Source organism: Vibrio sp. 10N.261.54.A5, assembly GCF_041471145.1.
GTDB lineage: Bacteria > Pseudomonadota > Gammaproteobacteria > Enterobacterales > Vibrionaceae > Vibrio > Vibrio crassostreae_C.
Genome location: NZ_JBFRNU010000007.1, coordinates 1 through 22,326, shown reverse-complemented (window position 1 = coordinate 22,326; position 22,326 = coordinate 1). Strand labels below are relative to the sequence as shown.

Genomic DNA, 22,326 nt, shown 5'->3' with positions numbered 1-22,326 from the left:
ACGCGTTCTTCCCAAACCGGAAGGCTCAATATTCCTGAATTGACGATCTAGTTACCGCCAGAACACTTCTTCGTTTCGACGTTAAACGCACCACATGAGAATGGCTTCGACCAGCTAGAGAACAGTTTTGCCGATTCAGGTAAGTAACTCGACCAAGCATCACCCGCCACTAGTCCAGTGGTTTCCCAAACGATATCGAATTGACCATCGTCTTGGATTTCACCGATCAGGACTGGTTTAGTAATGTGGTGGTTTGGCAGCATGGTAGAGTAGCCGCCAGAAAGGTTAGGTACAGACACGCCAATCAAGGCATCTTGCACAGATTCAGGATCGGTTGTGCCCGCATTAGTGACCGCTTGAGCCCACATATTGAAGCCAACATAGTGCGCTTCCATTGGGTCATTGGTGACACGCTTTTCACTCTTGATGAACGACTGCCACGTTTCAACGAACTCTTCATTAGCTTCAGTATCAACACTCATGAAGTAATTCCATGCTGCTAGATGACCAACCAATGGTTCTGTGTCCATGCCTGACAGTTCTTCTTCACCAACAGAGAATGCAATAACTGGGATGTCTTCAGATGAAATGCCTTGAGCGCCTAGCTCTTTATAGAAAGGTACGTTCGCATCGCCGTTTACAGTAGAAACCACAGCGGTTTTCTTGCCAGCTTCACCGAACTTTTTGATGTCTGAAACGATAGATTGCCAATCAGAGTGACCAAATGGCGTGTAGTTGATCATGATGTCTTCTTCTGCGACACCTTTATCTTTTAGGTAGGCTTCTAAGATCTTATTGGTTGTACGTGGATAAACGTAATCGGTACCTGCAAGTACCCAGCGCTCGACTTCAAGCTCTTCCATCAAGTAATCCACTGCTGGGATCGCTTGTTGGTTTGGCGCGGCACCGGTGTAGAAAACGTTTTTAGAAGACTCTTCACCTTCATACTGTACTGGGTAGAAAAGGATGCTGTTGAGTTCTTCAAAGACAGGTAGCATGGATTTACGTGATACCGACGTCCAACCACCGAACACCACATCCACTTTCTCTTTTTCGATAAGCTCACGCGCTTTCTCAGCAAATAGCGGCCAGTTTGACGCAGGGTCAACCACGACAGGCTCTAGCTTCTTACCAAGCAAACCGCCCTTTTTGTTCTGCTCTTCGATGAGCATTAGCACGGTATCTTTTAGCGTTGTCTCACTGATCGCCATGGTGCCAGAGAGTGAGTGTAGAACACCGACCTTGATGGTCTCATCAGCAGCAAACACTGTTGCAGAAGAAAATGAAAGTGTTGTACACAGTGCAGCTAGCGATAAATTGAACACCTTGTTCATGATATTACTCCATAATTGTATTTTTGTTATTCAATTACAGAATTACAAGAAGAGTGCCAAACTTATAAACCAATGAAATTATTTATAAGTAATTGTATTAATAGAATTTAAAAGAAACTCACACCAATAGAGTGCATAGCAATCATGTAACTATGTTTCATACTGGTGCAGTGACGGTGGGAATGAACCAAGATGACACATTCCTGTTCTTCAGATACAAAAAAGACCCAACACTTTGGTATTGGGTCTCTGGTATAACATCACCGATGGTCGTTCAAACCATGCTGTTTAAGGCTATTCCGCAGGTTGAAATTCGAATTTTACTCTCGACTTAGATTTCAACTCGTTGCAATCACCGTTGCAAAAATAGCTCGCCGCACCACAGGCTTGAAGCTTCTCAAGTTGGCTGCTGCACTCAGGACAAAACCCAACTTTAGTAAAGTGAGCCTGACAACTTTCACAGTGATACTTGCCATCCCAAGCTAGCTCAGACTGGCATTTAGGGCAGATATTTTCACTCATTAGCATTTCCTAATTCACTACTATTTTTACAATCTACTACCGCTGAGACTTCGCTTGCTTGATTTGGTACATGTTCTTATCAGCTTGTGCGATCAACTGGTCTAATCCTTGAGGATCTTTGTCACAAGACAACCCAACACTCACTGAGAACTGCACATCATTGATAAAAAGCGCTTGTTGCAGTGCTTTCTCTAAGCTGTGGTAGAAGCTAACAACGCTTTCTTGATCATCAAAGCAAGAGAACACCACAAACTCATCGCCACCATAACGCCCTATCTTGGCACATGCTGTGGTTGCCTCATCAAGAACTTCGGCAACCGCCAACAGCACATCATCACCGAAACTGTGGCCATAGGTATCATTTATTGATTTGAACTTATCGACATCCACAAACAGACACGCCATCACCTTTTCTGAAAAACATCGCTTAGCCAACACTTTTTCGGCTTCATTGAACAGTGCACGAGGATTCAAGCAATGGGTTAAAGAATCTCGATTGGCGAAAAAGTTAAGCTGATTCTCCAACTCGAACTTTTCTAGTGCTACCGAATACAGGGAGGCCAGTAGTTCTAAGATCTCGAGCTCAAATTCATGTGGTTCAGAGATGTACTGACTATAAATAGCGAAGGTACCCAACACATTACCGCGTGACGAGATAATGGGGACCGACCAACAGGCATGCAAATTCGCTTGATTGGTGAGGGCCAGAAAAGGTGCCCAGTTTGGGTGTGCATTTATGTTGGAGATCATCACTGCTTTCTTAAGCGCAGCTGCCTCGCCACAAGAGCCTATCCCCGCACCAATTCCTACCCCTTCAATCTGTTGATTGTAAAAATCAGGCAGGTTTGGGGCATATTCAAGGTGTAACGTTTTAGACTCTGAGTTGAGCAGTAGAATTGAAGCCATGCGCTGCCCAAAAAGCTGCTCGGTAAGCTGAATAATCTTGTGATTTAAATCTTTGCGATCCATCCCAAGCGCAAGCTTCCGTAGCAAGCTATTGACGGCTCGATGACCTTCTAATAAAAATTGTTGTTCCATTCACTAAGGCTTTCAATTGTGTAATCGGGTACAACTTGTTCTTATGCAAGCTTGTTATTGGTTAATAATAACACACTAAATTAGTACGACACACAATCGAAGATCATAGGTTGATCTTTCGCTTTATCTATTTTGATCAGCGATCTACCCCAAAAAGAATATTTATATCACCACACACCGAAAGCATAAGTTACATATGCTGCATTTCAATTTCAAATAGTCATTTATATCAAAAGTGACATGTAAAAATAAAATAAACAGCACAAGCCATTTCGATCTGTAGTCTAAATCATCGAATTACATGCGTCAGCATTTCAATGTTTTGGCCATCTAGCTGGGTCAGCTTAACGGACAGCGCACCAAGTTCTGAGGTATTTCCAATGTGTGTGCCACCACAAGGAATAGTGACCTGAGTATCTGCGTCAAGCTGCCACTCCCAGTAACGAGAGTCTGTTAACGCCTCGCCTTCTAGTCTCATCGCAACTGGCGTCGGCTCTGCAAGCCAGCCCGCAAGCATTTGGTTGATATCAGCTTCGATGTCATCAAGATTTGCTAGCATGTCTGCAACGTTCAAACCGCGCTTCTTCAGGGTTTTGCCTAAGCGATACTTATCGGTACACAGCTCTGGAGTCACAAAGCTCGTCACTTGTGCATAACTATTGAAGTCGTAACTGCCAAGCGGATCTTTTCTGTCCGCATCTTTACGCCAGTAGCTCTCAGCCAATACTTTATTCAAGGCTAGGAAAGCGATGTGGCCAGCACTGTGACCACGGCTCAAACTGGCTTGGTACTCTTTATCAACCGACAACACGACTTCGTCGTTAACCTTAATCATAGAAGCAGATGTAGGTAGCTGGTGGACAACAACAAACGCCCACCCTTCCGTATCACGCTTAACAGGGATATCTGCTGCGATATGAAGCTTGCCAGTAGATTGTTCTATAGCACCAACAAGGCAGTCTTCAACGGGAAATTGCACGTCACCAACATTCACAAAGCCTTGGTCTGCAGGGTGATCGGGCCAAATATGACTCACTGGGTGGAAAGGTGTCACGTCGGTGATCAGGTAAGTTTTGCTGTCATCGCTTTCAACGTACTGCGCTTTAGCATTGAGCTGCCAAGCCTGATGACAAAATTGAGTGATGGTTGGTGTGATTGCTGACACAGGTGTAATCAAATCGCTAGTAGTCATATCGTTCTTCTTCTGGAATCTAGTCTGATTCGTTGAGCCATGATGATAAAAACGTATTGTTATGGCTTAACGTGAATTTTGCTTAAAAAAATACCCGAGACAGGCTCGGGTATCAAATCTATTGGAAAGGTTTACTTACGACCTTTAACCATGCTCATCATACGTTTACGTTTACGTTCTTGAGAAATTGTCAGCTTGTTAGTCTTAGCTTCAAATGGGTTCTCGCTGTTCTGGAATTGAATGCGAATAGGTGTACCCATGATTTCTAGTGAACGACGGTAGTAGTTCATCAAGAATCGTTTGTATGAATCTGGCAAGTTACGAACTTGGTTGCCGTGGATAACGATAATCGGTGGGTTGTAGCCACCAGCGTGCGCGTATTTCAGTTTCACACGACGGCCACGAACCATAGGCGGTTGGTGATCATCAGTCGCCATCTTCATGATACGAGTTAGCACAGAAGTACCAACACGAGTAGTCGCTGATTTGTAAGCTTCTTGTACAGACTCAAACAAGTGACCAACACCTGTACCGTGAAGTGCAGAGATAAAGTGAATACGTGCGAAATCAACGAAGCCTAAGCGACGGTCTAGCTCTTTCTTAACGCGTTCTTTAACGTCGTTATCTAGGCCATCCCACTTGTTTACGGCAATAACAATTGAACGACCAGCGTTCAACGCAAAGCCTAGCAAGCTTAGATCTTGATCAGAGATGTTTTCGCGAGCATCGATAAGCAGCAATACAACGTTAGCATCTTCAATCGCTTTCAGTGTTTTAACCACTGAGAACTTCTCTACCGTTTCGTTGATGTTTTTACGACGACGAACACCCGCAGTATCGATTAGAACGTATTCACGCTCGTCACGCTGCATTGGGATGTAGATAGAGTCACGAGTCGTACCTGGCATATCGTAAACAACCACACGCTCTTCACCAAGAATACGGTTCGTTAGCGTTGATTTACCTACGTTAGGACGGCCAATGATCGCTAGTTTGATCGGTTGATCTTGAAGACGCTTGAATTCTGCTTCAGCTTCTTCTTCTGTAAATTCAACCTGATCTTCTTCTTCGTCTTCAAACTCAGTTAAGTCGCTTACTTCGCCATTCTCAGCTTTTAGCGCTTCTGCGAATGGGTTAAGAGCAAGGTCAATAAGTGCAGTAACACCACGACCATGCGCCGCAGCGATTTGGTACATGTCTTCTACACCTAGTTGCCAGAAGTCAGCACTTGCAGCATCAGGGTCGATACCGTCAACCTTGTTTACTACTAGCATTGAAGGCTTTTCTAGTTGACGTAGGTGCTTAGCAATCGCCACGTCTGAAGGTGTTAGACCCGCACGGCCATCTACCATAAATAGAACGACATCAGCTTCATCAATCGCCGCTAGCGACTGTTCAGCCATTTTAGTTTCAACACCTTCTTCAGTACCGTCGATACCGCCAGTGTCAATAACAATAAAGTCATGCTCGCTAAAATGAGCATGACCGTATTTACGGTCACGCGTTAAGCCAGGGAAATCCGCAACCAATGCATCACGAGTTCGAGTCAATCGGTTAAATAACGTAGATTTACCTACGTTCGGACGCCCTACTAGAGCAACAACAGGTACCATAACAACCTCTACAATTTCTTCTCTAAATGTAGTTATAGGTAAGCACTTGTTCGCAAGTTTAAACTCTTACCTATAACCACACGGTTTATTAATTTTTAACAACAAAACGGCTCCTGGCTGTTACCAACCAGGAGCCGACTGTGAATTATATCACGCTTTTATTGGCTAATCGTTAGTTTCTTTACATCGCCATTGCGAGTCGTCACTAAGTAGCCTTCAGGCAGTTCAATTGGTGCAACCGCAAAGCCGCTATCATCGACAAGCTGTTGAGCAACAAACTCACCCGATGAACGATCCAACCAGTGCAGATAACCTTCAGTATCACCCACGACTACATAACCATTAATAATAGCAGGTGCTGTCAGTAAGCGGTTTTCTAACAATGGAGTGCTCCACAGTTCAGTACCACTACGCGCATCAACCGCAACCACATGGTCTTTGTCGGTAACAACGAACAAACGGCTACCATCACTTGCTAAATCAATCGCTGATGAGTAGTTACGTTTCCAAATTGGCTTACCAGAACGAAGGTCGATAGCAATCAGCTGACCATTGATACCTACGGTATACAGGGTGCCACCAAGAACAATTGGAGATGCATCAACATCAACCAAACGATCAATTTCCGTTGCACCTTTTGGTGTGCCTACTGGCTGTTGCCAAATAAGCTGACCACGATCAACGATAGCCGCAGCTAGACGACCATTTGCTGTACCCCAGAATACACCACCAGAAACTGCAACAGGCGAGCTATCGCCACGCAGTGTTAGGCTTGGTACTTCCGTACTGATGGTCCATTTTTGTTCACCGCTTGCTTGATCTAACGCGATCAACATACCGCGACTGGTATGAACAATGACCATGTTGCTATCAGTTGCTGGGGATGCAAGCACCTCGCCATTGACTGATACACGCCACAGCTCTTCACCGGTCGATTCTTCCAGTGCGATCACTTCGCCATTTTCAGAACCAACAAAAACTTTACCGTAAGCCGCCGTTAAGCCACCCGATAAACGAGCCAATACGTCTTTCTCAAGATCGACTTTCCACAGCGCTTTACCTGTATCAGGATCAAGCGCTTTAACCATACCTTCACGGCTTGCAACAAACACTTTGTCGTAAGCCAATTCTGGCGTTAGTTTTGAAAAGTAGTGACCAACACCATCACCAACCGACGTAGACCATTCCTGACTAGGAGTGAACTCGCTGTTTACCGTTGGGACTGGAGCCATGATTACGGTGTCTTCTTCACCCGCACAGCCAGCTAGTAGGCCAAGAGCAATCGCACACAACGCCGCTTTTGGAAACATCTTCTTCATTCAAAGCGCCTTATTTAGCTAGGTCGTCAAGTTTGATTTGAAGCGTTTGGCTAGCGTCAACAGCTTGCTGTGCTTCTGTGTAAGCACTGTATGCTGCGTCTGTGTCGCCTTTACGAAGTGAGATATCACCACGCAGTTCAGCAACACGGCCTTTCCAAGATTCGTCTGTCATAGCAGCAAGATCAGTCAGTGCTGCGTCAAATTCACCTTGCTCAGCTTTAATACGTGCAACACGGTAAGTAAGTAGTGGCGCAAGTGCCGCGTCCTTAGTTGCCGATTTTGCCCACTCGAGCTGTTCAAGTGCCGCCGCTAGATCGCCTGCTTGTACTTGTACTTTTGCTAGTTGCATAGCAGCAAGTACTGAGTACTCAGCATCTTTGTTTGCGTCGATGAAAGCTTGAATATCAGATTGAGCATCAACACCCTTCACATCAAGAGCTGAAATTACAGAGGTGTAGCTTTCTGAAGCTGCTTCACGCGCTTCAACTACTGAATCTTGGTAATAGCGCCAGCCAAATAGACCACCTAAACCAATAACCGCACCAAAGATTACGGCTTTACCGTTCTCTTTCCACCAATCTTTAATGGCTTCAACTTGTTGCTCTTCGCTATCGTAAAGTTCCACTTCCTGTCCTCTTTAATTCTTTAAACGCCAGCATAGTGCTGACGTTAGTATTCATTATGAGCGTTTGCTCAATGGCTAATTAGATTAGCGCAGCAACTTTCTCTGCAACTTCCGTTTGAGACACGGTTTCTTGCTCGCCGCCAACCAGATCTTTTAGCACAACTGTATTGTCAGCAACTTCGTTCTCACCAAGTACCAGCGCCACAACAGCACCTACTTTGTCAGCACGTTTGAATTGCTTCTTGAAGTTACCACCACCGAAGTGGTTCATTACACGCACGCCTTCAACGGTGTCGCGTAATTGATTCGCTAACTGCATGCCCGCGATCATAGTACCTTCGCCAGCAGCAACTACGTATACATCAACGCTACGACGAACTTCTGTTAGCTCTAGCGTTTCCATCATCAGAACCAGACGCTCTAGACCCATTGCGAAGCCAACTGCATTGGTTGCTTTGCCGCCTAGTTGCTCAACAAGACCATCGTAACGACCGCCGCCACATACTGTACCTTGAGCACCAAGGCTGTCTGTGATCCACTCAAATACAGTGCGGTTGTAGTAATCTAGGCCACGTACTAGACGCTCATTAACTTGGTATTCGATACCAACAGCGTCAAGAAGTTCACACAAACCAGCAAAATGTTGCTTCGATTCTTCACCTAGATATTCAGATAGTCGAGGTGCGTCACCTAAGATAGCTTGAACATCAGGGTTCTTAGTATCAAGTACACGTAGAGGGTTAGTGTGCATGCGACGTTTGCAGTCTTCGTCAAGCACATCAATGTGTTGCTCAAGGAAAGCCACTAACGCAGTGCGGTAGCTAACGCGATCTTCTTGAGAACCGATTGAGTTCAGCTCTAGGCGAACGTGCTTGTCGATGCCTAGCTCACGCCATAGACGTGCTGTCATCATGATAAGTTCTGCGTCAACGTCTGGACCGTCTAGGCCAAACACTTCAACACCACATTGGTGGAATTGACGGTAACGACCTTTTTGAGGACGCTCGTGACGGAACATAGGGCCCATGTACCATAGGCGCTGTTCATCACGGTTGATAAGGCTGTTTTGAATACATGAACGAACACAACCTGCTGTGCCTTCTGGACGCAGCGTTAGGCTATCGCCATTGCGGTCGTCAAAGGTGTACATCTCTTTAGAAACAACGTCTGTCTCTTCACCAACTGCACGGCTAAATAGGTTTGTTTCTTCAACGATAGGCATACGTACTTCGTTGTAACCGTATGCACTCACCACGTTTTTAACTGCGCTTTCTACTTTCTGCCACAGTGGTGATTGAGTTGGAAGGCAGTCGTTCATGCCTCGAATTGCTTGAATATTTTTAGCCACAGTATTTATTCCGTAATTTCTCACGACCAGGTGTTAGTGCGAATAGACAATCACACCCCATCGCGTTGTATTAATCTTCTAAGTTTTCTACATCAATGCGATTTGCTTTATCAAGCACTGACGCTTTTGCACGAATCTTAGCTTCAAGTTTGTCGACAAGGTCATCGTTGTCGAAGCGCTCTTTCTGACGCTTACCATCTTCGTAGAAGGCACTCTTACGTGCACTACCAGCTAAACCTAAGTGAGACACTTCAGCTTCACCAGGGCCGTTAACCACACAACCGATGATAGATACGTCCATTGGAGTGATCACGTCTTCTAGGCGCTCTTCAAGGGCATTAACGGTGTTGATAACATCGAACTCTTGACGAGAACAGCTCGGACACGCAATGAAGTTGATGCCACGCGAACGAATGCGCAAAGATTTAAGAATATCAAAGCCAACTTTGATCTCTTCAACCGGATCAGCCGCTAGCGATATACGCAGCGTATCGCCGATACCTTCAGAAAGAAGCATACCTAAACCTACCGCTGACTTCACAGAGCCTGCACGCGCACCACCCGCTTCGGTAATACCAAGGTGGAGAGGTTGATCAATCTGCTTAGCCAGCAAACGGTAAGAACCGACAGCAAGGAATACATCAGACGCCTTAACGCTGACTTTGAATTGATCAAAGTTCAGACGGTCTAGGATATCTACGTGACGCATTGCTGATTCAACAAGCGCTTCTGCTGTAGGTTCTGTGTATTTCTCTTGGATCTCTTTCTCAAGAGAACCGCCGTTAACACCAATACGAATCGGAATATTCATATCACGTGCACAATCAACAACTGAGCGGATACGGCTTTCGTTACCGATGTTGCCTGGGTTAATACGCAGACAGTCAACGCCGTATTCGGCCACTTTTAGGGCGATACGGTAGTCGAAGTGAATATCAGCAACCAAAGGAACAGAGACCTGCTGCTTGATTAGCTTAAAGGCTTCAGCGGCATCCATAGTCGGTACAGATACGCGAACGATATCAGCGCCAACTTTTTCCAGAGCTCTAATTTGAGCAACGGTCGCGGCTACATCTGTTGTTCTTGTGTTGGTCATGGATTGCACAGCAATTGGTGCACCATCACCGATCGGCACATCACCCACATAAATACGGGTTGATTTGCGACGAATAATAGGAGATTCGTGTTGCATATTAACTCTAAGGTAAGGTTATTCTAGCTACTTTGCCTGAAGTATACCCAGAAAGGTCGACAGGTTCACTTGCAAATGTCATTGATACGCCTTCTGGCGCACCTAGAATCACTTTATATGGCGCAGTTCCTGATAGATTTAACGACTGACCTGCTTTTTTGATGCCAGTCGACAAGGTTTTACCCGTTGCATCTTTTACTTGGATCCAGCAATCAGCGGTGAACTGCATCACTAGTTCGTTAGCCACAGCTTCAGGAGCCGTGCTAGCTTCAACCGTTTCTGCATTCGCAGCAACTTCAGCAGTTGGTTCAGTCTCTGTTGCTTGCTGTGCAGAAGTTTCGTCAGCTGGAGTAACAGCATCTGAACTTTCTTCCGCATCGCTTATCGCAGCAAGGCCTTCAGCACCTTCAACAACAGAAGCACCCGCTTCGTTTTGTTCAGCTTCAATCACTTCCAAAGAGGTGAATTCAGGGGCAAGTGATTCTTCTACCGCTAGCTCTTCTGAGCTTTCAGTATTCGCTAAAGATTGAGATAGGGTGTCTTGCTGTTGGTTCTGCCACCACCAAAGTGAGGAGATACCCGCAATGACCGCAAAAATGCTCCAAGTCAGGATCATAATACGGCTGTTGTGCTTCTCGGTTTTGGTCTTACGAGAAAAACTCAGCATTTCTTGCTCTTGATGCTGAGCATCACCGGCATGATGCAGCGCACTCAATACGACTTTTTCGTCAAGATTGACGTATTTCGCGTATGAACGAATATAGCCACGCATAAACGTCGCCACTTGATCTGACTCGAATTGGTTTTCTTCAATTTGTTGGATCAGAGTAACGCGAAGTTTCAAGCGATCAGAAATCTGCTTTTGCGTTAAACCAAGAGATTCTCGTTTGTTCTTAAGCAGCGTTCCCGCTTCCAAAGCTGGAGCTACGTTTTCTTGCGCTTGTGTATCTTGTTCTGTGTTCATAGAGAGTGAACTTCTAAAGTATTATCGCAGGTTGAGGAGAGCGTTTTCTTATTGTCGTTTAAGCTCAATCTAACAACCCACGTTATGTGGAATTTTTCCTGCTATCTAAATCATCAACCCTTAAAGGCGAACATCATTCATTTATTATGGATGACCTTCTCAGGAAGCTAGTTTATCAAGTAGCCAACCTAAATAGACATATTGATGATCAGTAGCAAGCGAGCACTTAAATTAATTTAAGATTAGTTAATCATAAGCTAATGCCATTACAAGGCAAAAACACTTTAAACAAAATTTACCGTCAGCTCATGGTTTTGTCCAAAATTTGACGAAAAATGTAAGAAAGCATGGGCAAGAAGTCCAAAAAATCAAAAACTGCACCCCAGAAAAGCAACAAGCCAGAAGTAAGACTTCTGGCTTGTTTAGGTTCTAATCGCGTTTTATACCGCTTTTACTTCAATCACACCACCGGCAATCAAGTTCGCTTCAGAGGCTGCTTTAAGCATTTTAGTACGCTTGGTTCTATCAATCACATCACCGACTAACTGACCACACGCGGCATCAATATCATCACCACGAGTCTTACGAACGGTTACTGTGTAGTTGTATTCCATCAGCGTTTTTTGGAAGCGATCAATACGAGAGTTGCTTGGCTTCTTATAAGGCGACCCCGGGTAAGGGTTGAATGGAATCAAGTTGATCTTACAAGGCGTCTCTTTCATTAGCTCAGCAAGTTCACGTGCGTGGTCCATATCATCATTCACATGATCCAATAACACGTACTCAACCGTTACTTTACCGCGGTTAGCATTTGAAGATGCAATGTAACGACGAACAGATGCTAGGAAGTCTTGGATATCCCAACGGTCGTTGATCGGCATGATTTGGCTACGTAGTGCATCGTTTGGCGCATGTAGAGAAATAGCCAATGCGACATCGATGTTGTCTGTCATTTGGTCAAGGCCAGAAACAACACCAGAAGTTGATACGGTTACACGACGCTTAGACAGTGCGAAACCTAGATCATCAAGCATGATTTCTAATGATGGCATTAGGTTCTTCATGTTCAATAGAGGCTCGCCCATACCCATCATTACAACGTTAGTAATTGGACGACGACCGGTTTCTTTTTCTAGGCCGATTTCGCGAGATGCACGCCAGATTTGGCCAACAATCTCTGAAACTTTTAGGTTACGGTTGAAGCCTTGTTGAGCTGTAGAACAGAACTTACATTCAAGTGCACAACCAACCTGTGAAGATACACATAGCGTCGCACGGTCACCATCTGGGATGTATACCGTTTCAACGTCTTGGTCGCCAACGCTCATCGCCCATTTAATTGTGCCATCTGAAGAGTGTTGAGCTTCAGAAACAACAGGTGCAACAATCTCACAGCGACGTTGAAGTTTCTCACGTAACTTTTTGTTGATGTTGTTCATTTGTTCGAAGTCATCGACACCGAAGTGATAAATCCACTTCATCACTTGCTCTGCTCGAAACGCTTTCTCATTCAGTTCTTCTGTGAAAAATTTACGAAGACCTTTACGATCAAAATCGAGTAGATTGACTTTAGCTGTGGTCATGATGCCTCTCAATGACGGAACAATAATTAAGGGCGCGAATTGTACAGGCTTTACGCAACTTCAACAAGCATTGTAAAACCCTGTGTTTATTAAGACATTCAAACTTAAGCGATTAAAATTTGAACAATTGTATTTATCGGCCTGAGATTACCCAATTTAAACAAAGATTCCCGATTACACTCCTTCGTCGCTTTCGGGAATGACGTAAATAATCACCAATTGCTCGATAATATTTACCACGAGATGGTTGCTCCAAAGTTCCCCGTCATTCCAGAACTGAGGAACGAAGTATCTGGAATCTCCAATAACAAAAACAGATTCCCGATTACGCTCCTTCGTCGCTTTCGAGAATGACGACTAAATTGATTATCGAGAGCGTAAAATCCACTTACAAAAAAGGCCTCATCGAGGTGAAGCCTTTAGAATAATTTGCAGTGCCGATTATTGAGCTGGGCGTGGGCAAATTTCAGATTCTGGGAAGAAGAATTCGATTTCGCGAGCTGCAGACTCAGGGCTGTCGCTGCCGTGAACTGAGTTGTAACGCATGCTGATTGCGTAGTCAGCACGGATAGTGCCACATGCCGCTTCTTCTGGGTTTGTTTTACCCATAAGTTCACGGTAACGAGCGATAGCGTTTTCGCCTTCAAGCACTTGAACCATGATAGGACCAGAAGTCATAAACTCTTTAAGAGCTGGGAAGAACTCTTTGCCTTCATGTTCAGCGTAGAAGCCACTCGCTTGCTCTTCAGTAAGACGAACCATTTTAGCAGCAATAATTTCTAGGCCTGCTTTTTCGATACGGTGGTAGATTTCACCAACAAGGTTACGCTTAACTGCATCCGGCTTAACAATTGAGAACGTTCTTTCTAGAGCCATAGGGATTCCTTCACTTCATTTTTTTGTTATTAAATACTGAAATTACTGAGATCTTTCGATCTGAGCTTTATGAATGAGCGGCACAAAATACCGCTCACCCTTATTATTATTTTGCTTGGTCGATAAGAAGACGAGCCAGTGTGCGAACGCCCATACCCGTTGCGCCTGCAGCCCACTTATCACTTGATGACTTACGGTAAGTACCCGCGCAGTCCATGTGAATCCAACCTTTTTTGTAGTCGTCTACAAAGTAAGAAAGGAACGCAGCAGCGGTACTTGCACCCGGAGTGTAATCACCAGAGCTGATGTTTGATAGATCAGCAAAATTTGAAGGCAACATGCCACGGTGGAAATCAGCAAGAGGCAATGGCCATAGGCCTTCTTTCTCTTGGTTTGCAGCCGTTAGTGCTTGGTGAGACAACTCATCATCAAAGCTCAATAGTGCGTGGTAGTCGTTACCTAATGCATTTTTAGCCGCGCCGGTTAGCGTTGCACAGTCGATGATCAGCTCAGGGCTTTGTGCACTTGCGTACATCAGGCCATCAGCTAGCACTAAGCGACCTTCCGCATCAGTGTTCATGATCTCAACTGTTTTACCGTTTTTGTAGGTAATGATATCGCCAAGCTTCAATGCGCGACCAGAGATCATGTTCTCTGCGCAACATAGAATAAGCTTGATGCGCTTGTTAAGACCGCGTTCAATCGCAAGACCTAAACCACCAGTAATCGTTGCTGCGCCACCCATGTCAGCTTTCATCGCTGTCATGAATTGGCCTGGCTTGATACTGTAACCGCCCGAATCGAACGTAATACCTTTACCGACTAAACAGGCAAATACAGGTGCGTTTTCATCGCCTGTTGGGTTGAAGTCCAGTTGCAGCATTGCTGATGTACGCTCAGAGCCACGACCTACCGCGTAGATGCCTTCCCAACCTTCGGTTAGTAGATCCTTGTCTTTAACAATCTTCGCTTTAACAGTGCCCGCTGGTGCCACTGACTTGATGTATTCTGCAGCCATTGTCGCAAGTTGACGAGGTGCCACTTCTTCAGCGGTTTTATTGATAATGTCACGCGTCCAGTCAGTTGCGCGAATACGAGCTTCAAGCTCAGTTTGATCGGCTTCTGAAAGTGCATCCCATTCCAATGCATTCTTTTTCTTTGGTCCACGGTAGCCTTGGTAGAAAGCCCAAACGCTTTCTAGATCCCAACCTTCACCACGAAGTGAAACGAATGCGATACCTTGTCCGTCAAGCGTACGACCCGCACGTTGAACTGCGCCTAGATCGTGGCCTTCACCAATGTGAATTGTCGCTCCCGCTTCTGAGAACGATAAAATAGCTCTTGCTCCCCACTGAGGCTGGGCAGCTTCTTGACTTAAAAATACTGACATCTGTGTAGACATGATTTCTCCTTGTCATGAACCACTTCGAGAGTGTGATTCTGATTATTTTTTATTAGCTCACTGATGTTAGCATTATGTAGGAGGAAAATGTCATTTTGATAAAAAAACGGACCATAAGGTCCGCTTTTTTTAGTAAGAATTGTTAACTTGGCTGCGTTTTATATTGGACTGATGCCAACCCGCGACCAAATCATTAGACAAGAGGATTAATCCATCTCATCCATCCAGCACAAAATAATAGCCTCTAAGATTTTCTCATTCGAGTGGTTAGGCTCGTCGTCGAACTCTTCAAGGTCTAGCACCCATTGATGCAGATCGGTAAAACGTACCGTTTTAGGATCAGTATCAGGGTACAAATCACATAGCTCAATTGCGATATCTCGCGAATCAATCCACTTCAAGCTCATAACACTTCCTTATATTTATCAGCGACGCTTGGTCACCTTTATGATCTATATTCTAGGCCAGTTTTCTTAGTATGTTTGTCTAAGCAATAACTCTCTCAGTCATCGCTGTATTAGCCATGACTGAGAACAGGTTCTTAATGGTCTTCAGAAGCCAGGTTCAACGTGTACTTTGGAATCTCTACAACAAGATCCGTATCAGCCACTTTAGCTTGGCAACCCAAGCGAGATTCCATCTCTAAGCCCCATGCTTTATCTAGCATGTCGTCTTCTAGATCATCACTCTCTTCTAAAGAATCAAAACCTTCACGAATCACAACGTGACATGTTGTACATGCGCACGATTTCTCACATGCGTGTTCAATACCAATACCGGCCTTCAGTGCAACATCAAGAACCGTCTCACCAGTTTTTGCTTCTAAAACAGCGCCTTCTGGACATAGATCTTCGTGAGGTAAAACAATAATCTTTGGCATGTTTATCTATTCTCTAACTATTAAATATTATCGACTGACTGACCTGACAGTGCAGCACGAATTGATTTATCCATACGACGAGAAGCAAAGTCTTGGCTCGCTTTGTCGGTATTCTTAATTTCTAGTTCAATAGCATCAGCGTTGTCGCCATTACGCACTTCAATCAGTGCTTCAATCGCTTGAACAAGTTGTTGTTTGCCTTGCTCATCAAGTAGCTCGTCACCGTCGGCTTGCATTGCAGCGATAAGGCCTTCGATAACGCGATCCGCTTCTACGCGTTGCTCAGCAAGAGCACGCGCTTGCATGTCTTCTTTTGCAAACGTCATCGAATCTTTCAGCATGCTAGCCACTTCGTTGTCGCTTAGACCGTAAGAAGGCTTAACTTGGATTTCAGCTTGAACGCCAGTGCTCTTCTCCATTGCGGTAACCGATAGCAGGCCATCAGCATCCACTTGGTAAGTAACACGAATATGAGCAGCACCTGCAGTCATCGGCGGGATGCCTTTCAGAGCAAATCGAGCCAGTGAACGACAGTCATCAACCATCTCACGCTCGCCTTGCACGGTGTGTACTGTCATTGCAGTTTGACCGTCTTTGAACGTGGTAAACTCTTGTGCACGAGCAACTGGGATCGTGGTATTACGAGGGATGATCTTTTCGACTAAGCCACCCATGGTTTCGATACCCAGTGACAGAGGGATAACATCCAATAGCAGCATCTCAGAGTCAGGCTTGTTGCCAACTAAGATATCCGCTTGAATCGATGCGCCAATCGCAACCACTTCATCAGGGTTAATACTGGTTAATGGAGTACGACCAAAGAAGCCACCGACCATTTCACGAACAAGTAAGGTACGAGTTGAACCACCTACCATCACGACTTCTAGTACTTCATCCGCGTCAACTTCCGCATCTTTCAGTGCTCGGCGGCACGAAAGCAGCGTTTTCTTAACTAGTGGCTTGATGATCTCTTCGAACTCTTCACGAGTTAAAGAGCCAGACCAACCTAGTGCTTCAACATTAACGCTTTCAGCTTCAGATAAGCCAATCTTCGCTTCTGTTGCTGCGTCTAGAAGAATACGGTTCTGTTCTGCTGTCAGCTCTAACAAGCCCATTTGCTCTTGGAAATGATCCGCAATTAAATGGTCAAAGTCATCGCCGCCTAATGCAGAGTCACCACCGGTTGCTAAAACTTCGAAGACACCTTTAGACAGGCGTAGGATAGAGATATCAAACGTACCACCGCCTAAGTCATAAACAGCGATTACCCCTTCTTTACCTGAATCCAAGCCATAAGCAATCGCGGCTGCAGTGGGTTCATTAAGAAGACGTAACACATGAAGACCAGCAAGTTGCGCTGCGTCTTTGGTACCTGCACGTTGTGCATCATCAAAGTACGCAGGGACGGTAATCACGGCACCAGCCAATTCACCACCTAACGTCGACTCAGCACGTTGACCGAGTGCACGAAGAATATCTGCAGATACTTGAATTGGGTTCTTATTTCCTTGCGCTGTGTTAATCACAGGCAGGCCATTATCACTTTCTTCAAACTGATATGGCAGAGATGGGTATCGCTGTTGAATATCTGACAGTGAACGACCGATTAATCGCTTAACTGAGATAATGGTATTTTTAGGATCAGTTTGTGCATTTACACGCGCTTCATCACCAGTGGTGTACGACTCTGACTGATAGTGAACAACGGAAGGGAGAATACTGCGACCTTGTTGATCAACAAGCGTGCTTGCCTCACCACTGCGCACTGACGCAACCAATGAGTTTGTTGTACCTAAATCAATACCCACTGCAAGCTTGTGCTGGTGAGGAGCGGCGCTTTGCCCTGGTTCTGCAATCTGAAGTAGTGCCATGGATGTGTCCTTGTTATACGAACTAGCCGATCAAACGATCTTCAACTAACTCGATTTCATTCTTTAATTTTGCAATAAACTTAAGCTTTCTTACTCGGTCTGCAGCTTCTAACCAAGCTTCGCTGTCGAGTTCTTGTTGGATAGCGCTTAATTGTTGTTTATACATTTTGCTAACCTTTCCTTCAAATGCAAACAAAGCATCTTCAGGATCAGAACTGTCGGCGATATCTTCCAGCTCTTCACGCAATTCCATTTGCTCCATCAGGAACATAGGATCTTGCATAGTCTGCTGCTCACCACGAATATCCTCACCATGTTGAACTAACAGGTATTCAGCGCGGCTGACTGGATTTTTCAACACCTGGTACGCATCATTGATTTGCGCAGCTTTTTGCACAGCCAGCAAGCGATCTCGCTCAGAAGCCGTGGCAAATTTATCAGGGTGGAATTGGCGTTGCAGATCTCTAAACTGAGAAGAAAGAAGGCTACCATCCAGTTGAAACTGAAGTGGTAGCCCAAATAATTCGAAATGATTCATGTAACGGTGGTCCTAAGTTTAGGCTCTTTACTTAGAGCCTAATTTTATTCTTCGCTCATTATAAACGCTCAACGATTGAGGCGTTTATACATTGAAGCTCTCACCACAACCACATTCGCCTTTCGCGTTAGGGTTGTTGAATTCAAAACCTTCGTTTAGGCCTTCTTTTACGTAATCAAGCTCAGTACCGTCTAGGTAAACTAGGCTCTTTGGATCAATGATGACCTTAACACCTGAATGCTCGAACACTTCGTCTTCTTCGTTGAGCTCGTCAACGAATTCCAGTACATACGCCATACCCGAACAGCCAGTAGTTTTTACTGCTAAGCGCAACCCGATACCTTTACCTCGGTTATCTAGGAAAGCTTGAACTCGGCTTGCTGCCGTATCTGTCATGGTGATGGCCATACTACAACCTTGTGTTTTATATAAATTGAGAACTCAGGGGGAGCACAAAGGGTGCTCCCAAATATTACTTTTTTGAAGTGATTACGTTGTAGAAACGATTAGTGCTTCTTTTTGTAATCCGCAACCGCTGCTTTGATTGCATCTTCAGCAAGAATTGAACAGTGAACTTTCACTGGTGGCAACTCTAGCTCTTCTGCGATTTCAGAGTTTTTAATAGCAGCTGCTTCATCAATACTTTTACCTTTAACCCACTCAGTGACTAGTGAGCTAGAAGCGATTGCGCTACCGCAACCGTAAGTCTTGAATTTTGCGTCTTCAATAATACCTTCTGCAGATACTTTGATTTGCAGTTTCATTACGTCACCACAAGCTGGTGCGCCAACCATGCCGCTACCTACACTTGGATCTTCTTTATCAAACGAACCTACGTTACGTGGGTTTTCGTAGTGATCAATTACTTTTTCGCTATATGCCATGATAGTTACCTCGAATCCTCTATTTCCGTGAGATTAGTGATGAGCCCACTCAACAGTGTTCAAATCAATCCCTTCTTTATACATATCCCATAGAGGAGACATGTCGCGTAATTTATTTACTGCTACACGGATTTGTGCAATCGCGTAGTCGATTTCTTCTTCCGTAGTGAAACGGCCGAATGAAAAACGTACTGAGCTGTGTGCCAGTTCATCGTTTAAGCCAAGAGCGCGTAAAACGTATGAAGGCTCAAGACTCGCTGATGTACATGCAGAACCTGATGATACCGCTAAGTCTTTTAAAGACATAAGCAGAGATTCACCTTCAACGAAAGCAAAGCTCACGTTTAGGTTATGTGGTACACGTTGATCTAAGTCGCCATTTACCGTTACTGCTTCTAGATCTTGAACCCCTTTCAATAGACGCTCGCGAAGTGCTAGTGCGTGGTCATAATCTTTCTGCATGTCTTGTTTAGCGACAGCAAAAGCTTCACCCATACCCACGATTTGGTGAGTAGCAAGCGTACCAGAACGGAAACCACGTTCGTGACCTCCACCGTGCATCTGTGCTTCAAGACGAATACGTGGCTTACGACGAACGTACAAAGCACCAATGCCTTTAGGGCCGTATGCTTTGTGTGCAGAAAGAGAGATAAGGTCAACTTTCATCTCTTTTACATCTAGTGGGATTTTACCCGCAGACTGAGCCGCATCAACGTGGAAGATGATCTTGCGTGAACGACATAATTCGCCGATTGCAGAGATATCTTGGATTACACCAATCTCGTTGTTTACGTGCATGATAGAAACAAGAACCGTATCTTCACGCATTGCTGCTTGTAGCTTGTCTAAATCAATGATGCCGTTTGCTTCAGGCTCAAGGTAAGTCACCTCAAAACCTTCACGCTCTAGTTGGCGACATGGATCAAGAACCGCTTTATGTTCTGTTTTACACGTGATTACGTGCTTACCTTTCTTCTCGTAAAAGTGCGCTGCACCTTTGATAGCAAGGTTGTCTGACTCTGTAGCACCTGACGTGAAAACAATCTCACGTGGGTCTGCATTTAGTAGATCGGCAATTTGCTCACGAGCATTATCTACTGATTCTTCTGCCTGCCAGCCGTAACGGTGTGAACGAGATGCAGGGTTACCGAAGTTACCGTCCATCGTCATGCACTGAACCATTTTTTCAGCAACACGTGGATCGACTGGGCATGTAGCTGAATAGTCAAAGTAAATAGGCAGTTTCATTTTCTACTCCAATGTAAAAACTGACCGCTAAGAGCGGGCATTAACACCGTGAGGTGCTGCACTAATCGTTGTAGTGCTCGTATTTTTATGTGCAAAACCATTATTAACCGCAAGATCGATATCTTGACGATCAGAAATCTCTAAAACTTCGTTATCTTTCATTAGCTCACCGAGCGTAATGTCATTTAAGAAGCTGCTGATTCGGGAGCTTAAATCACGCCAAAGAGTGTGAGTTAAACAACGACTACCACCTTGGCAATCTGCTCGACCGTGACACTTAGTTGCATCAACTGATTCGTCTACTGCAGCAATTACAGTTCCGACAGCGATGTCGCTCGCTTCAGCACCTAAACGGTAACCACCGCCAGGACCACGAACACTAGCAACTAAGCCAGCTTTACGTAACTTAGAAAATAGCTGTTCTAAGTAAGATAATGAGATGCCCTGTCGCTCTGAAATATCAGCCAGAGGAACTGGGCTTTTTTGCGAATGCAGTGCTACATCTAGCATAGCTGTTACCGCATATCTTCCTTTAGATGTAAGTTTCATATCACACCGAATCCACATTGTTTATGTGGTTGGAATCTTCCCATACCTGACTAAATTGGTCAAGTATTTAGTTGACTATTTTAGTCAAGTATTCACCCTTAGAGTTTGTGTGGTTTTTATTTGTCGTTTTTGCTCTTCTCAATTGAAGTCAAAATGCCGCGTAGAGTGTTGATCTCTTGCAACTCTGGACGAGCTCGACTGAACAGACGACGTAGTTTATTCATCACCTGACCTGGCTTATCCTTAGAGATAAATTGGGTATCAATGATCACTTTTTCAAGGTGCTCATAGAACATTTCTAGTTCTTCGTGACGAGGGTACTCATCTTGTTGCTGTGGCTGATATTGGCTAGCGACCATATCAAGGTGGGCGACACGCACTTCGTAGCTCAGAGTCTGCACTGCCATTGCTAGGTTTAGCGAGCTGTATTCAGGGTTAGCTGGGATACATACATGGAAGTGGCACTTCTGAAGCTCATCGTTAGTCAAGCCAGTACGTTCACGGCCGAACACTAATGCGACTGGGTGCTTTTGACCTTCAATCGCAAACTTTTGTCCACACTCACGAGGCTCAAGCATTGGCCATTCAAGCGTACGTGAACGTGCACTCGAACCAACCACCAAACCACAGTCTTTTACGGCTTCGTCTAATGTAGAAACGATGGTCGCGTTTTCTGCGATGTCACCTGCACCCGCAGCCAGTGCTAAGGTCTGCTCGTCAACTTCACATTGAGGGTCTACAAGAACTAATTGACTCAAACCCATCACTTTCATTGCGCGAGCTGCTGATCCGATATTTCCCGAATGAGACGTACCAACCAGAACGACTTTTACATTGTCTAACATGCTATATGACACCACTTTAAAAATAATCGCGAGATATTAACACATAGCAAAGTAAAATGGTCAGACCCTTCGCGTAATGTGAAACCAAGAGTTCAAAAAATAACCACTTCCCTTTTGGTAAAACTTTGGTATACTCGCCGCCGCTTTAAATTGTTCTTTAACATCTTGTGGGAAAAACCATATGCATCCAATGCTAAACATTGCGATACGCGCTGCGCGTAAAGCTGGCAACCATATTGCTAAATCTCTAGAAACAACTGATAAGATCGAATCGTCTCTAAAAGGTAACAACGATTACGTTACTAACATTGCTCAAGAAGCTGAGTACATGATCATTGAGACAATCAAAGCATCTTACCCAGAGCACAGCATTATTTCTGAAGAGAAAGGCCTGACTGAAGGTAAAGACTCTGATGTACAATGGATCGTTGACCCACTGGATGGCACCAACAACTTTGTAAAAGGTTTCCCTCACTTCTCTGTATCTGAGCCATAAAGCCCGT

General features: G+C 44.8%; 22 protein-coding genes and 1 pseudogene. 1 reads left to right on the top strand and 22 read right to left on the bottom strand.

Going from position 1 to position 22,326, the window contains the following annotated elements:
- Positions 1-47 precede the first annotated feature (47 nt).
- From urtA to trmJ, 22 genes are all read right to left on the bottom strand, one after another.
- On the bottom strand, positions 48-1,334 hold the full coding sequence (urtA, locus tag AB4329_RS01780) for an urea ABC transporter substrate-binding protein (RefSeq protein ID WP_004735113.1): 1,287 nt from the start codon (positions 1,332-1,334) through the stop codon (positions 48-50).
- 294 nt (positions 1,335-1,628) lie between these two features.
- Entirely contained in the window at positions 1,629-1,856 is a 228-nt protein-coding gene (locus AB4329_RS01775; protein WP_017056199.1) for a zinc ribbon domain-containing protein, read from the bottom strand.
- Positions 1,857-1,892: 36 nt separating this feature from the next.
- Entirely contained in the window at positions 1,893-2,894 is a 1,002-nt protein-coding gene (locus tag AB4329_RS01770) for a sensor domain-containing diguanylate cyclase (RefSeq protein WP_372137601.1), read from the bottom strand.
- A gap of 289 nt (positions 2,895-3,183) precedes the next feature.
- Positions 3,184-4,086 carry an alanyl-tRNA editing protein gene (locus AB4329_RS01765; RefSeq protein WP_372137600.1) on the bottom strand — a complete coding sequence of 301 codons (903 nt, stop codon included), beginning with the start codon at positions 4,084-4,086 and terminating at the stop codon, positions 3,184-3,186.
- Positions 4,087-4,217: 131 nt separating this feature from the next.
- Positions 4,218-5,699 carry a ribosome biogenesis GTPase Der gene (gene der / locus AB4329_RS01760; protein ID WP_372137599.1) on the bottom strand — a complete coding sequence of 494 codons (1,482 nt, stop codon included), beginning with the start codon at positions 5,697-5,699 and terminating at the stop codon, positions 4,218-4,220.
- A gap of 158 nt (positions 5,700-5,857) precedes the next feature.
- Positions 5,858-7,018, bottom strand: a complete 1,161-nt coding sequence (gene bamB, locus AB4329_RS01755) for an outer membrane protein assembly factor BamB (protein ID WP_017062512.1) — start codon at positions 7,016-7,018, stop codon at positions 5,858-5,860.
- 10 nt (positions 7,019-7,028) lie between these two features.
- Complete coding sequence (locus AB4329_RS01750; protein ID WP_017062513.1) at positions 7,029-7,643, bottom strand: YfgM family protein; 615 nt, start codon at positions 7,641-7,643, stop codon at positions 7,029-7,031.
- 79 nt (positions 7,644-7,722) lie between these two features.
- On the bottom strand, positions 7,723-8,991 hold the full coding sequence (hisS, locus tag AB4329_RS01745) for a histidine--tRNA ligase (RefSeq protein WP_017062514.1): 1,269 nt from the start codon (positions 8,989-8,991) through the stop codon (positions 7,723-7,725).
- 70 nt (positions 8,992-9,061) lie between these two features.
- Positions 9,062-10,183 carry a flavodoxin-dependent (E)-4-hydroxy-3-methylbut-2-enyl-diphosphate synthase gene (gene ispG, locus AB4329_RS01740; RefSeq protein ID WP_009848294.1) on the bottom strand — a complete coding sequence of 374 codons (1,122 nt, stop codon included), beginning with the start codon at positions 10,181-10,183 and terminating at the stop codon, positions 9,062-9,064.
- A 7-nt stretch (positions 10,184-10,190) separates the two neighbouring features.
- Positions 10,191-11,147 (bottom strand): cytoskeleton protein RodZ, encoded by a 957-nt coding sequence (gene rodZ, locus AB4329_RS01735; protein WP_372137598.1) that lies wholly within the window; start codon positions 11,145-11,147, stop codon positions 10,191-10,193.
- Positions 11,148-11,587: 440 nt separating this feature from the next.
- Positions 11,588-12,730 carry a bifunctional tRNA (adenosine(37)-C2)-methyltransferase TrmG/ribosomal RNA large subunit methyltransferase RlmN gene (locus AB4329_RS01730; RefSeq protein ID WP_017062516.1) on the bottom strand — a complete coding sequence of 381 codons (1,143 nt, stop codon included), beginning with the start codon at positions 12,728-12,730 and terminating at the stop codon, positions 11,588-11,590.
- Positions 12,731-13,171: 441 nt separating this feature from the next.
- Positions 13,172-13,606, bottom strand: coding sequence for a nucleoside-diphosphate kinase (gene ndk / locus AB4329_RS01725; protein ID WP_016797173.1), 435 nt, complete (start codon positions 13,604-13,606; stop codon positions 13,172-13,174).
- Positions 13,607-13,712: 106 nt separating this feature from the next.
- Positions 13,713-15,008 (bottom strand): aminopeptidase PepB, encoded by a 1,296-nt coding sequence (gene pepB, locus AB4329_RS01720; protein ID WP_372137597.1) that lies wholly within the window; start codon positions 15,006-15,008, stop codon positions 13,713-13,715.
- 206 nt (positions 15,009-15,214) lie between these two features.
- Positions 15,215-15,415 carry a Fe-S cluster assembly protein IscX gene (gene iscX / locus AB4329_RS01715; RefSeq protein ID WP_004740335.1) on the bottom strand — a complete coding sequence of 67 codons (201 nt, stop codon included), beginning with the start codon at positions 15,413-15,415 and terminating at the stop codon, positions 15,215-15,217.
- Positions 15,416-15,549: 134 nt separating this feature from the next.
- Entirely contained in the window at positions 15,550-15,888 is a 339-nt protein-coding gene (gene fdx / locus AB4329_RS01710; RefSeq protein WP_010440525.1) for an ISC system 2Fe-2S type ferredoxin, read from the bottom strand.
- 20 nt (positions 15,889-15,908) lie between these two features.
- The gene (hscA, locus tag AB4329_RS01705) at positions 15,909-17,759 is read right to left on the bottom strand and encodes a Fe-S protein assembly chaperone HscA (RefSeq protein ID WP_017062518.1); all 1,851 of its coding nucleotides are present in this window, start codon (positions 17,757-17,759) and stop codon (positions 15,909-15,911) included.
- A 22-nt stretch (positions 17,760-17,781) separates the two neighbouring features.
- Entirely contained in the window at positions 17,782-18,297 is a 516-nt protein-coding gene (hscB, locus tag AB4329_RS01700; RefSeq protein WP_010440522.1) for a co-chaperone HscB, read from the bottom strand.
- 84 nt (positions 18,298-18,381) lie between these two features.
- Positions 18,382-18,705: an iron-sulfur cluster assembly protein IscA gene (gene iscA / locus AB4329_RS01695; RefSeq protein WP_010440519.1), complete on the bottom strand. Its 324-nt coding sequence runs from the start codon at positions 18,703-18,705 to the stop codon at positions 18,382-18,384.
- 98 nt (positions 18,706-18,803) lie between these two features.
- Positions 18,804-19,181: a Fe-S cluster assembly scaffold IscU gene (iscU, locus tag AB4329_RS01690; protein ID WP_004735094.1), complete on the bottom strand. Its 378-nt coding sequence runs from the start codon at positions 19,179-19,181 to the stop codon at positions 18,804-18,806.
- Between the two features lie 33 nt (positions 19,182-19,214).
- Entirely contained in the window at positions 19,215-20,429 is a 1,215-nt protein-coding gene (locus tag AB4329_RS01685; RefSeq protein WP_010440514.1) for an IscS subfamily cysteine desulfurase, read from the bottom strand.
- Positions 20,430-20,456: 27 nt separating this feature from the next.
- Entirely contained in the window at positions 20,457-20,978 is a 522-nt protein-coding gene (iscR, locus tag AB4329_RS01680; protein ID WP_010440512.1) for a Fe-S cluster assembly transcriptional regulator IscR, read from the bottom strand.
- Between the two features lie 116 nt (positions 20,979-21,094).
- Positions 21,095-21,823, bottom strand: a complete 729-nt coding sequence (trmJ, locus tag AB4329_RS01675) for a tRNA (cytosine(32)/uridine(32)-2'-O)-methyltransferase TrmJ (protein WP_017062835.1) — start codon at positions 21,821-21,823, stop codon at positions 21,095-21,097.
- A gap of 181 nt (positions 21,824-22,004) precedes the next feature.
- Here trmJ and AB4329_RS01670 point away from each other — a divergent pair.
- Positions 22,005-22,310: pseudogene (locus AB4329_RS01670) on the top strand (inositol monophosphatase family protein); the annotation flags it as partial.
- Between the last annotated feature and the right edge of the window lie 16 nt (positions 22,311-22,326).

Coding starts and splice junctions, on each gene's coding strand:
- urtA (WP_004735113.1), bottom strand. CDS start 1,334: ATGAACAAGGTGTTCAATTTATCGCTAGCTGCACTGTGTACAACACTT.
- AB4329_RS01775 (WP_017056199.1), bottom strand. CDS start 1,856: ATGAGTGAAAATATCTGCCCTAAATGCCAGTCTGAGCTAGCTTGGGAT.
- AB4329_RS01770 (WP_372137601.1), bottom strand. CDS start 2,894: ATGGAACAACAATTTTTATTAGAAGGTCATCGAGCCGTCAATAGCTTG.
- AB4329_RS01765 (WP_372137600.1), bottom strand. CDS start 4,086: ATGACTACTAGCGATTTGATTACACCTGTGTCAGCAATCACACCAACC.
- der (WP_372137599.1), bottom strand. CDS start 5,699: ATGGTACCTGTTGTTGCTCTAGTAGGGCGTCCGAACGTAGGTAAATCT.
- bamB (WP_017062512.1), bottom strand. CDS start 7,018: ATGAAGAAGATGTTTCCAAAAGCGGCGTTGTGTGCGATTGCTCTTGGC.
- ispG (WP_009848294.1), bottom strand. CDS start 10,183: ATGCAACACGAATCTCCTATTATTCGTCGCAAATCAACCCGTATTTAT.
- rodZ (WP_372137598.1), bottom strand. CDS start 11,147: ATGAACACAGAACAAGATACACAAGCGCAAGAAAACGTAGCTCCAGCT.
- AB4329_RS01730 (WP_017062516.1), bottom strand. CDS start 12,730: ATGACCACAGCTAAAGTCAATCTACTCGATTTTGATCGTAAAGGTCTT.
- ndk (WP_016797173.1), bottom strand. CDS start 13,606: ATGGCTCTAGAAAGAACGTTCTCAATTGTTAAGCCGGATGCAGTTAAG.
- pepB (WP_372137597.1), bottom strand. CDS start 15,008: ATGTCTACACAGATGTCAGTATTTTTAAGTCAAGAAGCTGCCCAGCCT.
- iscX (WP_004740335.1), bottom strand. CDS start 15,415: ATGAGCTTGAAGTGGATTGATTCGCGAGATATCGCAATTGAGCTATGT.
- fdx (WP_010440525.1), bottom strand. CDS start 15,888: ATGCCAAAGATTATTGTTTTACCTCACGAAGATCTATGTCCAGAAGGC.
- hscA (WP_017062518.1), bottom strand. CDS start 17,759: ATGGCACTACTTCAGATTGCAGAACCAGGGCAAAGCGCCGCTCCTCAC.
- hscB (WP_010440522.1), bottom strand. CDS start 18,297: ATGAATCATTTCGAATTATTTGGGCTACCACTTCAGTTTCAACTGGAT.
- iscA (WP_010440519.1), bottom strand. CDS start 18,705: ATGGCCATCACCATGACAGATACGGCAGCAAGCCGAGTTCAAGCTTTC.
- iscU (WP_004735094.1), bottom strand. CDS start 19,181: ATGGCATATAGCGAAAAAGTAATTGATCACTACGAAAACCCACGTAAC.
- AB4329_RS01685 (WP_010440514.1), bottom strand. CDS start 20,429: ATGAAACTGCCTATTTACTTTGACTATTCAGCTACATGCCCAGTCGAT.
- iscR (WP_010440512.1), bottom strand. CDS start 20,978: ATGAAACTTACATCTAAAGGAAGATATGCGGTAACAGCTATGCTAGAT.
- trmJ (WP_017062835.1), bottom strand. CDS start 21,823: ATGTTAGACAATGTAAAAGTCGTTCTGGTTGGTACGTCTCATTCGGGA.